General features: G+C 43.5%; 12 protein-coding genes. 8 read left to right on the top strand and 4 right to left on the bottom strand.

All coding sequences use genetic code 11. The features are described 5' to 3' along the window. The first annotated feature begins 7 nt into the window (after positions 1-7). From pstB (CES81_RS10465) to CES81_RS10450, 4 genes are all read left to right on the top strand, one after another. Positions 8-808 carry a phosphate ABC transporter ATP-binding protein PstB gene (gene pstB, locus CES81_RS10465; RefSeq protein ID WP_089121712.1) on the top strand — a complete coding sequence of 267 codons (801 nt, stop codon included), beginning with the start codon at positions 8-10 and terminating at the stop codon, positions 806-808. A gap of 18 nt (positions 809-826) precedes the next feature. Then, positions 827-1,582 carry a phosphate ABC transporter ATP-binding protein PstB gene (pstB, locus tag CES81_RS10460; protein ID WP_089121711.1) on the top strand — a complete coding sequence of 252 codons (756 nt, stop codon included), beginning with the start codon at positions 827-829 and terminating at the stop codon, positions 1,580-1,582. 6 nt (positions 1,583-1,588) lie between these two features. Continuing rightward, positions 1,589-2,272 carry a phosphate signaling complex protein PhoU gene (phoU, locus tag CES81_RS10455; protein WP_369688604.1) on the top strand — a complete coding sequence of 228 codons (684 nt, stop codon included), beginning with the start codon at positions 1,589-1,591 and terminating at the stop codon, positions 2,270-2,272. Between the two features lie 329 nt (positions 2,273-2,601). Next, positions 2,602-2,802 (top strand): cold-shock protein, encoded by a 201-nt coding sequence (locus tag CES81_RS10450; RefSeq protein ID WP_089089176.1) that lies wholly within the window; start codon positions 2,602-2,604, stop codon positions 2,800-2,802. A gap of 148 nt (positions 2,803-2,950) precedes the next feature. On the opposite strand, the gene CES81_RS10445 is transcribed toward CES81_RS10450, so the two are convergent. Next, on the bottom strand, positions 2,951-3,730 hold the full coding sequence (locus tag CES81_RS10445) for a carbon-nitrogen family hydrolase (protein WP_180949789.1): 780 nt from the start codon (positions 3,728-3,730) through the stop codon (positions 2,951-2,953). A gap of 168 nt (positions 3,731-3,898) precedes the next feature. On the opposite strand from CES81_RS10445, the gene CES81_RS10440 reads away from it, so the two are divergent. Continuing rightward, positions 3,899-4,540 (top strand): histidine phosphatase family protein, encoded by a 642-nt coding sequence (locus CES81_RS10440; protein ID WP_180949788.1) that lies wholly within the window; start codon positions 3,899-3,901, stop codon positions 4,538-4,540. Between the two features lie 150 nt (positions 4,541-4,690). Beyond that, positions 4,691-5,881: an acetate/propionate family kinase gene (locus tag CES81_RS10435; RefSeq protein WP_089121708.1), complete on the top strand. Its 1,191-nt coding sequence runs from the start codon at positions 4,691-4,693 to the stop codon at positions 5,879-5,881. A 313-nt stretch (positions 5,882-6,194) separates the two neighbouring features. On the opposite strand, the gene araA is transcribed toward CES81_RS10435, so the two are convergent. The 3 genes from araA to CES81_RS10420 form a co-directional block, all read right to left on the bottom strand. Further along, the gene (gene araA, locus CES81_RS10430) at positions 6,195-7,616 is read right to left on the bottom strand and encodes an L-arabinose isomerase (RefSeq protein WP_089121707.1); all 1,422 of its coding nucleotides are present in this window, start codon (positions 7,614-7,616) and stop codon (positions 6,195-6,197) included. A gap of 72 nt (positions 7,617-7,688) precedes the next feature. Next, complete coding sequence (locus CES81_RS10425; protein WP_089121706.1) at positions 7,689-9,299, bottom strand: xylulokinase; 1,611 nt, start codon at positions 9,297-9,299, stop codon at positions 7,689-7,691. A gap of 305 nt (positions 9,300-9,604) precedes the next feature. Then, complete coding sequence (locus tag CES81_RS10420) at positions 9,605-10,546, bottom strand: ArsR/SmtB family transcription factor (protein WP_089121705.1); 942 nt, start codon at positions 10,544-10,546, stop codon at positions 9,605-9,607. 188 nt (positions 10,547-10,734) lie between these two features. On the opposite strand from CES81_RS10420, the gene CES81_RS10415 reads away from it, so the two are divergent. Both CES81_RS10415 and CES81_RS10410 read left to right on the top strand, forming a co-directional pair. Next, positions 10,735-12,495 carry a glycoside hydrolase family 2 protein gene (locus tag CES81_RS10415; protein ID WP_089121704.1) on the top strand — a complete coding sequence of 587 codons (1,761 nt, stop codon included), beginning with the start codon at positions 10,735-10,737 and terminating at the stop codon, positions 12,493-12,495. Positions 12,496-12,508: 13 nt separating this feature from the next. After that, positions 12,509-13,966 (top strand): MFS transporter, encoded by a 1,458-nt coding sequence (locus CES81_RS10410; RefSeq protein WP_089121703.1) that lies wholly within the window; start codon positions 12,509-12,511, stop codon positions 13,964-13,966. Positions 13,967-14,361 lie beyond the last annotated feature (395 nt).

The following is a 14,361-nucleotide window of genomic DNA, read 5'->3' as shown; positions in this document are numbered from 1 at the left end:
GACGCCTATGCAAACCTATGATTTAAGTGACACCCATATTGTCACGCCCCCTGAAGAAATTGCGTTATCAACGCATCAGCTGCAAGTTTACTATGGCAATAATCGTCAAGCTTCCATGACTGATGCCAGCTTGAGCTTTCCCCGGTTCCAAATTACCGCGCTCATTGGTGCCTCTGGTTCGGGCAAATCAACTTATTTACGATCACTCAACCGGCTGAATGACCGGATTGCTCGGGTACAGGGCGAAATTATGTACCGTAACACGAATATCAACAGTCCGAAAATCAACGTTTATGAAGTTCGTAAACACATCGGCATGGTTTTTCAAAAACCTAACCCCTTCGCAAAATCCATCTCAGAAAACATTACTTTTGCACTTAAAGCAGCCGGTATCACTGATCGGCGGGAACGCCATCAGCGGGTAGAAACGAGTTTAAAAGAGGCAGCCTTATGGGATGAGGTTAAAGATGATTTAAATAAAAGTGCACTGGCCTTATCTGGCGGTCAGCAACAACGCTTATGCATTGCTCGCGCCATTGCAATGAAACCGGATATTTTGCTGCTTGACGAGCCAGCCAGCGCACTAGACCCAATTTCAACGACCAAACTAGAAGTGACGCTTAAAGCACTGACCCAAAAATACACCATCATTATTGTGACCCATAATATGCAGCAGGCTTCCCGAATCAGTGCCTACACCGCCTTTTTTCATCTGGGACACGTCACCGAATATGACCAAACCGAAAAGATTTTTCAGACCCCCAAAATTCAGGCAACCCACGACTACGTTACCGGTAACTTCGGTTAAGAAAGGACGACCAGGCCTATGACAGCCATTCTTAAAACGAGAGATGTCCACCTCTCTTACGCCAAACAGGAAACTTTACACGGTGTTAACTTAGACTTTGATGACCACAGTATCACCGCACTCATTGGACCATCAGGATGCGGAAAATCGACCTTCTTGCGCTGCTTAAACCGCATGAATGATTTAATCCCTAAAACAACGGTAACCGGTAGTTTTCAGTTCCACGGCAAAGACATCTACGCGCCGACAACTAACTTGGTTGAATTACGTAAACAAATTGGGATGGTCTTCCAGCAACCTAACCCATTTCCATTTTCCGTCTATGAAAACGTGACTTATGGCTTAAAACTAGCGGGTCATACCAACCGTCACTATTTGGATGAACAAGTTGAACGGGCGCTCAAACAGGCGGCTGTTTGGGACGAAACTAAAGATGCCCTCAATAAAAATGCCATGTCGTTTTCTGGTGGACAGCAGCAACGAATCTGTATTGCCCGTTTATTAGCGGTACAGCCAGACATCATTCTGCTAGACGAACCAACTAGTGCCCTCGACCCCATTTCTAGCGCCCAGATTGAAACGACTCTGCTGGCACTCAAAAAGACGTACTGCATCATCATTGTGACGCATAATCTGCAGCAGGCCTCACGAATAGCTGATCGCACCGCCTTCATGTTAAACGGCAACCTTATAGAAGATGACCTTACCAGCAAAATGTTCACCAAGCCCGCAAATCAGGCCACCAGTGATTATCTCAACGGTAAATTCGGTTAGGAGTGAATAGAAATAAACAATCTTTTTTCAATTGAGCTTAAGAAGCTTTACTCAGTTTTTAATCAAATGGGCAATGCTGTTAGTCAGCAGATCGAACAGGCTACCGAATCTTACATTAATCATGATAAAGTGGCTGCTCAAGCACTCGTTCAGCAGGATAATTCGATCAATGGTAACGAAGTTGATCTCGAAAAGCAGGCGCTCACTTTGATGACACTGCAGCAGCCCGTTGCTGATGACTTTCGTAACGTGATTACGATTTTGAAGGCAAGTTCAGACTTGGAACGTATCGGCGATCATGCGACTGGCATTGCGTTAGAAACTATCCGGGTTAAAGGTTCCCACCGTAATCAGGCACTTGAAGCAAAGATTGAAACACTCACTAAGACGATTCGTCTAATGCTCAAGGAAGCTTTAGCTGCCTTCCAAAGTATTGATATGAAGCAGGCACACGCAGTAGCCAGTCAGGACCAAGACGTTGATGCCACATTTGACGAGATTCGCCGTGACATCACCAAAACAATTGAAGCAGATCCTGCCGTAGCTGAGGCTGGGGCAAGTTATCTCATGGTCACCAAGCTACTGGAACGCATTGGTGATCGAATCGTTAATTTAGCCGAAGAAATGGTTTACAACCAAACGGGTGACATTGTGGAATTGAATCAAGGCCGTTTACACCCTAATGAATGAAAAAGGTTGCGCATCATCTTTCAATATCAGTTAGAAAAAGGATCAATGTCCTGCCTCTGCGTAAATAAAAGTCAATAATTAAAAATTATTTTTACCCACGCAAACAGCGTCAGAATAGTAATTATAGAACTGTTGTTTCCATAATTACTAGATAATTTCAAGTAACGGTGATTGAAGCCCTTGCTATTCCAACAAATTGATGGTAAGCTCTTAAGTAATGTATTTAATACTTCGAAATTTTGGTACGACGTTCGTAAGAATGAATTCCGGGTTTCTAAAGTTTCAGATACACAAATATATTGCGCTATGCGCTCGGAGGTTTCACTCTTATGGAACAAGGTACTGTAAAATGGTTTAACGGCGACAAAGGTTACGGCTTCATCACTTTGGAAAACGGTTCAGACGTTTTCGTTCACTTCTCAGCTATCAATGCTGATGGTTACAAGACTCTTGAAGAAGGTCAACATGTAACCTTAGACGTAGAACAAGGCGACCGCGGCCCACAAGCAGCCAACGTTACTGTTGCTTAATACGTTTAAACCTTAATAAAAGAACCCATCGATTTGATCGGTGGGTTCTTTTTTGTCGTTTTTAGTCATTTTCTTTAATTTGATAACTGCTCTTATCGTGACCATCAATCACATCGGTATGCTGTTCGGCCGCTTAATCCAAGAACTGTTATTCGTATAAATCCGGCCGACGGTCAGCAAAAACCGGCATTAAGCCCCGTGCTTTGTCCGTTGCGCTAATATCAATGGTCACCGTTTTCAGTTCTTCATCATGACCAAGGCATACCACATTATTACCAAGTGGATCGATGACTATTGAATTACCGCCAAAGTGGTTGTCGGGATCTGCACCCACACAGTTAACACCAACCACAAAGCTTTGATTTTCAATTGCCCGAGCAGCTAAAAGTTTGCGCCACTGCGAAATCCGTGAGGTTGGCCACTCAGCGGGTACAAAAATAATCCGGCTATCTGATAACGATAGCGTTCGAAGCCATTCAGGGAAGCGAATGTCATAACAAATAACGCTGGTAGCCGGTGTTCCCTTGATCTCAAACTGATCTTTGTGATCACCTGCAGTTAAGAAGTCGTTTTCGTGCATAAGGCCAAATAAGTGGACCTTGTCGTAGGTCGTCAGTAGCTGGCCCTTTTCGTCAATGACATACGTTGTATTAAAAAATTGGTTATCACGTTTGGTAGCCACTGAACCAGCATGGATCATAATATGGTACTTCTTAGCCAGCGCCTGGCAAACATGCAGCGTCTGAAGACCATTCACATCAGCAATATCCATCAGACGACTAAGGTTATAGCCGGTATTCCACATTTCTGGGAAAACAACGATATCCGCATGTTCAACTGCAGCTTGAGCAACAAATGATTCAATTCGAGAGAAATTCTCAGCAGGTTCTCCATAACTAATATTCATCTGTGCTAGTGAAATTGTAATTTTCATTCCAACGCCTCCATATTTTCGTTTTAAGTATAATACTGATGGTGCTACTATCAAATACCTGAATTGGGTATTAATTTAAAATTATCAACAATACGTCATGGTTGCACATCACTTCATTATCCGGCACAATGAAAGAAATTACGTATGAAAGAGGTATTTGCAATGGACTCATTCACGGTTTATCTGGTTCGTCACGGCAGTACGATGTTAAACGGTTTTAACCGCATGCAGGGCTGGATCGATTCTGATTTGTCTGAAGAGGGAATCAGGCAAGCACAGCAAGCCGCTGAAAAGCTGCAGGGCATCACTTTGAACCGCGCCTTTTCCTCAGACTTAGGCCGAGCAGTCAGCACCCGTAATATTATTATAAATCAACTCCCCCAAGCACCCCAAGAAATTGAACAATTACAAGAATTTCGTGAAGTGAATTTTGGCTTTTTTGAGGGGCTGAACTCCGATGATATCTGGTCTGGTATTGCTGCTCCGTACGGTAAGCACAGTCAGGGCGACCTCATTGAAATTGGTGGCCTTAAAGAGGCCCGCGACGCCATGAAGCAAAGTGACCCTTCCCACATGGCAGAAGACTATGACGAGGTCATTTCACGCATTAGAGCGGGATTTCAAGTACTTCGCCAGCACTGTACCAGTCATGAATCAGTTTTAGTCGTCAGCCACGGCACGCTGATTCGCATGCTTGTTGACTATCTTGGCGTTGATACCACAGATAACTATCCCGGCAACGGCAGCATTACTGAGTTAACTATTTTCCCCGATCAAGTCGTTGTTGAAACCTATAATCAATAACCATGAAAATCATTTTCAACCAGCAAAGCCCAGATCACTGGATTTAAGGGATCTAATGGAATCTTTTTTTGCTTTGACTTGAAAACGGTTTCACTCTCCGCTAGACTAGAATTATGTTTAGGTTAAAGAAAACAACGAGGTGGGAATATCATGACAAAAATATTAGCAGTTAACGCAGGGAGCTCAACTTTAAAGTGGAAACTATTCTCCATGCCGGATGAAACAGTGATTGCCTCAGGTTTAGTGGATCGTCTAAACTTGCCCGGTTCGATATTTACAGTTAAACGCCCAGGGTACGATAAGTATCAAGTGACCCAAGATAATATCGATTATCGACTAGCAGCTGCGATGGTTCTTTCCCACTTGAAGGATGCGGGAATCGTGAAACACCTGCACGAAATTGCTGGCATTGGTCACCGTGTCGTTGGTGGCGGTGAGACCTTCTCGGACTCCGCGGTGGTTGACAAGGCTGTCTTGAATAAGATCCATAGTCTGACGCAGTATGCACCGCTGCATAACCCGATTGAAGCCCAGTACATTGAAATCTTCCAACAGTTACTGCCAGACGCACCCCAAGTTGCCGTCTTCGATACGTCGCTATACGCTAACATGCCCATGATCAATGCTTTGTACCCAATTCCTTATGAGTATTATAAAGAGTATGGTGCTCGTAAATACGGTGCCCACGGTACTAGCCACCGTTATGTTTCTAACCGGGCTGCCGAGCTGCTGGGCAAACCTTTAACAGATTTAAAGCTCATCACTTTACATTTAGGTTCAGGCTCTTCCATCACCGCTTTTGACCACGGTAAAGTCATTGATACTTCCATGGGCTTCACTCCGCTGGCTGGTGTCATGATGGGAACACGCTCGGGTGATGTTGACCCATCGCTAGTATCATTTCTTGCCGAAAAAATGGGACTTAAAATGGGTGAAATGATCGATATTTTGAACCAAAAATCTGGTTTATTGGGAATTTCTCAGCTGTCTCCCGATCAGCGTGATCTGGAAGCTGCCGAAGAGACAAATCCGCAAGCAAAATTGGCTTTGGACATGTACGTTAACCGAATCGTTCGCTACATTGGTTCTTACATTGCTGAGCTCAACGGACTAGATGCGTTAATCTTCACGGCTGGTTCAGGCGAAAATGGGATCGACATGCGCGCCCGAATTGCTGGCCAATTAAGTTACTTCGGTATCCAAGTTGACCATGACCGCAACCAAATCCGCGGTAAGGAACAGATCATTAGCCCTGATGGCAAGCCAGTAACCGTCATGGTTGTTCCAACGAACGAAGAATTAATGATCGTTCGGGATGTTCAACGACTAACCCAAAACTAGGTTTCTGTGATAAAAGACGTTAAATGTGCAAATTCAACCCCAAATGCCTATTCCGACAACCTTTGCCGGAATAGGCATTTTTTTGTAGTCTAAATCGCTACAATTGAAGCTTTGAGTTGTGTCGCGACACTTAAGCAAACGCAATGACTAACTAAACCATTGTTTGAAATACTAATTAGTATTGACCTGTGAAACAGCACCACTTTTCATTAACGGGTTTCAATAAAAATGGCACACAAAAAGGACTCGAAGTTGGGCAATTCGAGTCCCTTTTGCATCTAAAAATAACTTATTTACCAATGAAAACTGTTTACTACTTGATGTTAACCAAGTGTAAGTTAACCATCTTAGTGAAGTCTTCAACTTGTTGTGCAGTGACACCGAATGAGAAGACCGTGTGGTGACCACCACCGTTTTGGATCCATTGGGTAGCACCGTTCTTCAGGCCAGCCTTTGGTGTCCACAACTGCTTAGCAACTGGCAACTTTGGCGTTTCGTCAGCTTTGTTACCAGCAACTTCGTACATGATCATGCGGAATTCATCACCAAAGTCAGCTAAGGTAACGTCAACGGCATCACCTTCGCCACCGGCGAAGACTAGACGTGCAGGATCTTCACGGTCACCAATGTCTAGTGGGTGAACTTCAATCTTAGGCTTGTCAGTAGCTAAGGTTGGGTCAACTTCCAGCATATGTGAACCGAGGATTGCTTCGTGACCCTTACGTAAGTCAAGGGTGTAGTCTTCCATGAAGGCCGTCTTCTTGTTGTGGCTGATGATCTTCATCAAGCGGTCAAGAGCGGCAGTCTTCCAGTCACCTTCACCGGCGAACCCGTAGCCTTCGGCCATCAATAATTGAACGGCTAAGCCAGGTAATTCTTTCATGCCGTAAAGGTCTTCGAAGTTATCTGAGAAGGCTGTGTAGCCATGAGCATCCATAAAGCGCTTCAAACCGAAGTATTCACGGATTTGATACTTAACGTGGTCTTCGAAGAAGGCCTTGTCGTTGTCGCCAGGGTTCATGGTGTAGGTCTTAGCTAATTCATCATACTTCTTATTGATGTCAGCATCAGAAACCTTGTCCATTTCAGCAACTAAGTCACCGACAGCATAGTAGTCAGCAGTCCAGCCAAGTTGAATTTGGGCTTCAATCTTGTCACCGTCAGTAACGGCAACGTTACGCATCTTGTCACCAAAGAGAACAACTTTGAGCTTGAAGCTTTCGTTGTAGGCAACGGCAACGTCTTGCCAGTCGGCAATTTCTTTTTGAACTTCTTCATCGCCCCACCAGCCGTAAACAACTTTGTTGTTCATGCGAAGACGAGCGTTGATGTAGCCGTATTCACGGTCACCATGGGCACTTTGGTTCAAGTTCATGTAGTCCATGTCGATCGTCTTGTATGGAATGTGGTTCAAGTATTGGGTAGCCAAGTGCAGCAATGGCTTCTGCAATAATTGAGTCCCACGGATCCACATCTTAGCAGGACTGAAAGTATGCATCCAAGTGATCACACCGGCAACGGAGTCGTCATGGTTAGCATCCTTCATCAACTGAGTAATGTTGTCAGCCGTGGTAGCGGTCAACTTAAATTCAATTGGGTAAGGCAAGTTACCGGACTTGTTTAATTGATCAACAATGTCTTTGGCATCTTTTTCAACGGACTTTAATTGTTCCTCACCATATAAGAATTGACTACCAGTGACAAACCAAAACTTGTAATCTGGGGTACTTAACATAATAGAAAATCTCCTTTTTAATTATTTGGTTAACTGATTTAAAAATACTTAGTCGCCATTAAACCCAAGCGCTTATTCAATGGAATTAACAGCTGCTAACTCAACGTTTAGAGCCTTCTTGTACTTGTCGATAAACTCATTGCAGCCCTTAACACCGTCTGCCTCTGGGTTAACCGTTGTACTCTGTGGATCAACGAAGACTCGTTTATCTAAGAAGTCTGCCAAGCTTTCGGTCTCATTGTCGTTGGCCTTTGCCAAGGTGTACAGCCCTAACACAGCCATGCCCCAAGGACCGCCTTCGCCGGCATTGCTCATCACCGTGATTGGTGTGTTCAACGAATCCGCTAAGACTTGCTGACCAATCTTTGGTGTCTTAAACAAACCACCTTGAGCAATGAAGACATCCGCCTTAATGTGTTCTTCGTTCGCCAGAATATCGTTACCGATCTTTAGAGGGGCAAATGCTGAATACAAGTGCGCCTTCATAAAGTTTGGTAAGTTAAACTTGCTGTCTGGCGTCCGGACAAACATTGGCCGGCCGGCTGGCATCTTGGTGATATTCTCACCCGATAGATAACCGTAACTCAGCAGATCGCCTGCGTCAGACTCAGCACGTTTCGTACTGTTGAACAAGGCACCATATAAGTCATTCGGCTTCAAATCAACACCAATTTCTTTAGCAAACTCGTTGAACAAGCCCACCCAAGCGTTGATATCTGAAGAACAGTTGTTGGTGTGAACCATGGCAACTGGTGCACCATCTGGTGTTGTAACCATATCAATGTCACGGTGAACACTGTTCATTGGTTGATCCAAAACAACCATTGAGAAGGCTGAAGTCCCAGCCGAAATGTTCCCAGTACGCTTGCGAACGGCATTCGTTGAAACCATTCCTGTACCAGCATCACCTTCAGGCGGCGCCATCAAAGAACCAGCCTCAAGCTTGCCGCTAGGATCAAGCAGCTGAGCACCCTTTGCCGTTAACTTCCCGGCAACTTCGCCAGCCTTCTTGATCTTTGGTAAGATGTCGCTTAAATTCCAAATGTACTGTCTAACCGTCTTTAGCTGGTTAAACTTATCGATCATTTCTTGTGAATACGTCTGTGTTTTATCGTCAATTGGGAAGACACCTGATGCATCACCAATTCCTAACACCTTTTCACCAGAAAGTTTCCAGGTCACATAACCAGCTAAACTAGTAATGTAATCAATGTCTTTAACGTGATCTTCCTGATTTAAGATTGCTTGATAAAGGTGGGCAATGCTCCAGCGTTGTGGAATATTGAAGTCAAACAATTTGGTAAGCTCATCAGCAGCTTGTTCAGTAATGTTATTACGCCAAGTCCTGAACGGTACCAAAAGGTTTCCATCCTTATCAAATGGCATGTAGCCATGCATCATGGCACTAATCCCAATTGATCCAATCTTCGTTAAAGGAATGCCAAAAGTGCTTTGAACACTGTCCGCCATTTCTTTATAACTTGCCTGAACCCCTTGCCAAATTTCATCAACTGGATAGGTCCAAATTTTATTGACCAATTTATTTTCCCAGTTAAAGTCACCTGAGGCAACGGTTTGAAAATCGTCTGTTACCAAGACAGCCTTGATTCGGGTAGAACCAAGTTCTATACCCAGTGCCACCTGACCGGCAGCAATTTTTTCCTTGCCATGATTGATATCCATTTCAAACCCTCCGAATGCTCTATTTAACTATAAAGCAATTAAATAAACCGCTTACATAAGGTATTGTATGATATTCATTAGCATAAATCAACATATATTAAAATTTATACGTACGATTATTTGTTCAAAATAAAACGGAATGCCGATAGCATCCCGTTTATATCTTCACAAACAATTATTAAAAAAGTTTTCTCCTATAATCAAAACACGTGATAACCTGCACGAAGTGATATTTTTAACCGTTTCTTTCGTCATTTAAAAGCTGAAAATCATTTCGCTAGAAACTGCCACCTCGCCCTAAATAGTTAAGCTTCTACAGCCGTTTCTGATTTATTGTACGCGAACCGGACGTTTATATCTTGCGGATAATCGCCAAACTTGCGACCAAAAATATTCAGGCCGCCCTTTGCAAACTCCTTCGTAGTAGCAAGCTTAAACGTTAACACTTCCGTTGACCGTGCCAAAACATCCTTTAAAGTGGTTGCAGAAACACGTTCGCCATTAATTGAGGTTCCCTGATCACTGATATTAATGATAATTTGACGACCGTATTCAGTCCCCAAATTCCACCACGAGGGTGTTAGCAATCCTTTACGATCTCCAAAGTCACCTAAGAGGGTGGTGCCCCCCAGCGGGAGACCGTTTAATTCAAAATCAACTTTTGATGGCCAGTGCATCTTGTATCCCGGATACTCAGCACATACTTCCAATGACACTTCGATGCTGGCTAGCCGTTTAAGCTCAATATCAAACAAGGGAATATGGTAAGCCAGATAACCGGACGTAAACCACATTAATTCAATCTCATCTTTTTTTTCATAGTAAAAAGTGTTGGGATCATCAACGAAACCGATAATTTTATCACCAGTTGTCAGCCCGCATGGCGCTGAAACGTCAAAATCATAGAACCCCCCGATAGGAAGTGATTTCGTCACTGAGTTACGAATAAAACCGTCTTTAAAGGGATTAAAAATAAGCACCACATCGTTTTTCTTCAGCATACAAATCTTTAGCTGGCCGTGAATTCCCTTAGCCATCTTAGATTCTACAATACCGTTTTTTTCTAAAATCGAAATGTGTTTGGTAATCATTGCAGAAGAAAGCCCTAACTGGTGACTAAGATCCTGAATGGATAAATCATCCTTTTGCAGCAGTTCAATGATACTGATCCTAGTCTTTGACGACAGCGCTTGAAAATAGGCTAACTGGCTAGCGTTAACGCTTAAATATTTTCTTTCTGGATACATCACTCACAACATCCTTTGGTTTGACAAACGTCACGTCTTAATTGATTTGATTATAGCATAATCCATCGAACCGGCGCCGTGTACCCGAACTACTCGATCCGTCTTGACACACATAATTTTAATGGTACGATTTAGTTAATCAATTCATGAATTGAACAACTATAAAGTTAATCAAAGGAGTGACGGATATGAATCGACTTGATTATCCTGATCCACAGAAAGTCAGAACGAACTGGCTTGATTTGAATGGAAAATGGGACTTTTTTTTAGATAAAAAGAATGAAAGCGCTTCAAGAGAACCGTTGTCGCTTAGTGTATTCAATCAGCAAATCGTTGTTCCCTATAGCTATACCTTTAAGAAGTCCGGGTTGGCAATTGACGATTATTGCCCAGTAGTCTGGTATCACCGCAGTTTTAAACTTGATAAACAGCCAGGTAAGCATTATTTATTACATTTTGAAGCCGTTGATTACCAGTGCGATATTTGGTTAAATGACAATCTGGTCTTTCATCATCAGGGCGGCCATACCCCCTTTGCCGTTGATGTGACCGACTGGGTGGAAAACGATAACGACCTCACTTTAAAGGTGATCGACAACAATGATCCGACTCAGCCAATCGGCAAACAGTCCTGGCACGACGATAACTTCCTGTGCTGGTATACCCGAACAATTGGTATTTGGCAAAGCGTTTGGCTAGAGGAGACCGGTGCGACTTACCTCACAAACTTCATTTTAAAGCCGGACATTCACAACGCTGCCTTAAATATTGATGCTTATGCTAATACCAACAGCAGCGCTAACCTATCAGTTACCGTCAGTTACAAGGGCCGCAAAATCGTTGAAGGCAGCGCCAGTTTTAAAAACGGCCGTGCCCGCTTATCAATGGATGTTAGTGATGAAAAAGCTGCCTTTCGCTTATACTATTGGACTGTAAATGACCCTCAGCTCTATGACGTTGATCTGAAAGTTACCGATGATCATGGCGAAAGCGATACCGTTTCAAGTTACTTTGGCATGCGCAACATTGAAACCGCTAACAGAAAGATCTATTTAAACCGGGAAGAATTATATCTGAAACTGGTATTGAACCAAGGCTATTACCCTGATGCCGGTCTCACTGGTACAGCAGCCGATTTTAAGGGCGACATTCAAAAGATGCAGGCCATGGGCTTCAACGGTAACCGAATTCACGAAAAAGTAGAGAGCAACAAGATGCTTTACCTCTGCGACAAGCTTGGATTCATCTGCACGGCAGAGATTCCAAGTACCTTTGAATTCAGTCAGAAATCAACCCAAAACATCGATACTGAACTCAACACATTCGTTCAAAAACACATCAATCACCCCGCCGTACTGGCCTATGTCATTATGAACGAATCCTGGGGAGTTAACGAGATTGCTAACAACGCGGCAGAACAAACCTACGTCGACTCGGTTTATTACCGGATCAAAGCCATGGATGATACCCGCTTGATCAGCAGTAACGATGGCTGGGAACAAGTCAAAACCGACTTGTGTACCGCTCACGACTACGATACGAATACTGAAGTCATCAAAAAGCGCTACGCTGATTTGGGAGCGGTTACAAACGGCAGTCCATCGCTTTCAAACGGTCGCCGTTTATTCTGTAAAGGTTATGAGGGCCAGCAAGTTCCCTTCCTACTCAGTGAATTTGGCGGTGTAGCTTACGAAAAAGAGCACCGTTCTGATTCCTGGGGCTACGGTGATCGACTCGCCTCAAAAGAGGACGTGTTAAAGACCATGTCAGCGCTAATCAAGCAAGTCATGGCCATCGACTTCTGCTGCGGCTTCTGTTACACGCAAACCAGCGATGTTGAGCAAGAAGTAAACGGTCTGCTTGACCACAATCACGATTATAAATTCGACCCGAAGGAGATTCGGGCAATCGTCACATCAAACAGGCAATATGGCTTACAAGTAAATTAAGGAGGAGTATAAGATGAAAGATAAAATGGACTCAATTGCCGAAAAGGTCGCGCCAAGCGAATTCTTGGCGTACTTCCTTTACGGCTTTGGTCAATGTTTTAGTTATGGTATTGTTGGTAGTTTCATTTTGATTTACTACACGGATGTTGTGGGTATTTCCTCCGTCATTGCCAGTGCGATCTTCTTAATCGCCCGTGTTTGGGATGCCGTTTTTGATCCCATTGTCTCAGGGTTTATGGATAAAGGTCGTAACACCCATGGCAAGTTCCGTAAATACATGAAGATTGCCCCAATCTTTATTGTGGTATCAACCATCGCGTGCTTCTTTACGCCTAGTATCAGTATGACCGGGAAGATTGCCTACGCCGCGGCTTCATACATCTTATGGGGCACCACTTACGCCTTTTCCGATATTCCTTTCTGGTCAATGTCTACAGTGATGACTAAGGACAGCCGTAAGCGGACTAACTTGGTTACCACGGCTAGTCTAGGAGTTTCTGCCGGAGGCGGTATGGTCGCTATTGTCTTACCATTCATGCTGGCCTACTTTAAAAACAACCAGACGCCTGCTACCAGCTACCTGATCAGTATCATGATCTTGATGATCATTGGTTTTGTCTTCATGCAAATTGGCTACCGGTTCACAAAAGAACGGGTCAAGCCATCATCTAAATCTGAAAAGATCACTACTCATGACATTATCATGGCCGTTAAAGCAAACAAATACTTGCTTAAAATGCTACTCATCATGTTGCTGAAGATTTTCATGGAAATCGTCAACTGCATCATCATTTACTTCTTTACCTACAACTTGGGTAACGCTAAGTTTATGAGTATTTTCGGGGTTATTGGTACATTTAGTGCCATTACTTTCTTGGTTATTCCGTTCATCACCAAGTACTTCAAGAAGCTTCAAATTCTTAGATTTTTACTAGTTATTGATATTATTTTCCGGGTTATTTTCTTCGCACTCGGCTACAAAAATGTCACCTTTGTCTTTATCTTATTGACCGTTACGCAATGTATCTATGGTTTGACTGGTCCAATCACGGTTGCCATGTTATCTGAAACTGTTGAATACACTGAAGTTAAAACTGGTAAGCGTTGCGAAGCTATCGTCTTTGGTGGTCAAACCTTTGCCAGCAAATTAGCCATCGCCTTCGCTGGTGCAACTACCGGTTTGATTCTATCATTCATTAACTATCAACCAAACACCGCGCAATCCTCTGGCACTTTGACTGGTCTGTTCATCATTATTTCAATTTTGCCAGCTTTAGGTTCACTCCTTCGGCTGTGGGTTCTGAAAGGTTACGACTATAACGAAGACGACTTCCGCAACTGTCGCAAAATTCTGGATGAACGTGCAGCTAAGCTGGACAACCAAGACGATCAATCTGTTGATGCTGGCAATCCTGCCAATGCTAACGGCTTGCAAACGGAAGCTGCTAAGGCAACTGGAGATGCCTCATAGCGTTTATTCCAGCATTAATTGCAATTATTCCCCCACATTCACCTATCTTTTCAACCTACCCTTCCTCTTTTAAAAGTGTGGCACTCCCCTCAAAGATAGCGTTTAGATAACTAAAGTTGGGGCTGTGACTTAAGTCTATATCGATAAGGATTCCAGTTGATTTCTTAACTAAAGCACAGCTTAAAATGTATGCTGGTTCAATACTGAAATATAGTCTTAGCCTGCTCCACAACTCAGATTCCGGCCATATAACACCACAACGCACCATCCCAATAAAAGCCATTGGGTTGGTGCGTTGTGGTGTTATATTCTGGAATCTACCGAGTTGTGTCACACCCTCAGCTCCTACGATTAGTCAAGAGTTAAACGTGTTAGAAGTTTATACATGGTTAGCT

The organism is Secundilactobacillus pentosiphilus (assembly GCF_002217985.1).
GTDB lineage: Bacteria > Bacillota > Bacilli > Lactobacillales > Lactobacillaceae > Secundilactobacillus > Secundilactobacillus pentosiphilus.
Note: the sequence above shows the minus strand (reverse complement) of the source record. Positions and strands in the feature narration are given on the sequence as shown.

Coding starts and splice junctions, on each gene's coding strand:
- pstB (WP_089121712.1), top strand. CDS start 8: ATGCAAACCTATGATTTAAGTGACACCCATATTGTCACGCCCCCTGAA.
- pstB (WP_089121711.1), top strand. CDS start 827: ATGACAGCCATTCTTAAAACGAGAGATGTCCACCTCTCTTACGCCAAA.
- CES81_RS10450 (WP_089089176.1), top strand. CDS start 2,602: ATGGAACAAGGTACTGTAAAATGGTTTAACGGCGACAAAGGTTACGGC.
- CES81_RS10440 (WP_180949788.1), top strand. CDS start 3,899: ATGGACTCATTCACGGTTTATCTGGTTCGTCACGGCAGTACGATGTTA.
- CES81_RS10435 (WP_089121708.1), top strand. CDS start 4,691: ATGACAAAAATATTAGCAGTTAACGCAGGGAGCTCAACTTTAAAGTGG.
- araA (WP_089121707.1), bottom strand. CDS start 7,616: ATGTTAAGTACCCCAGATTACAAGTTTTGGTTTGTCACTGGTAGTCAA.
- CES81_RS10425 (WP_089121706.1), bottom strand. CDS start 9,299: ATGGATATCAATCATGGCAAGGAAAAAATTGCTGCCGGTCAGGTGGCA.
- CES81_RS10420 (WP_089121705.1), bottom strand. CDS start 10,546: ATGTATCCAGAAAGAAAATATTTAAGCGTTAACGCTAGCCAGTTAGCC.
- CES81_RS10415 (WP_089121704.1), top strand. CDS start 10,735: ATGAATCGACTTGATTATCCTGATCCACAGAAAGTCAGAACGAACTGG.
- CES81_RS10410 (WP_089121703.1), top strand. CDS start 12,509: ATGAAAGATAAAATGGACTCAATTGCCGAAAAGGTCGCGCCAAGCGAA.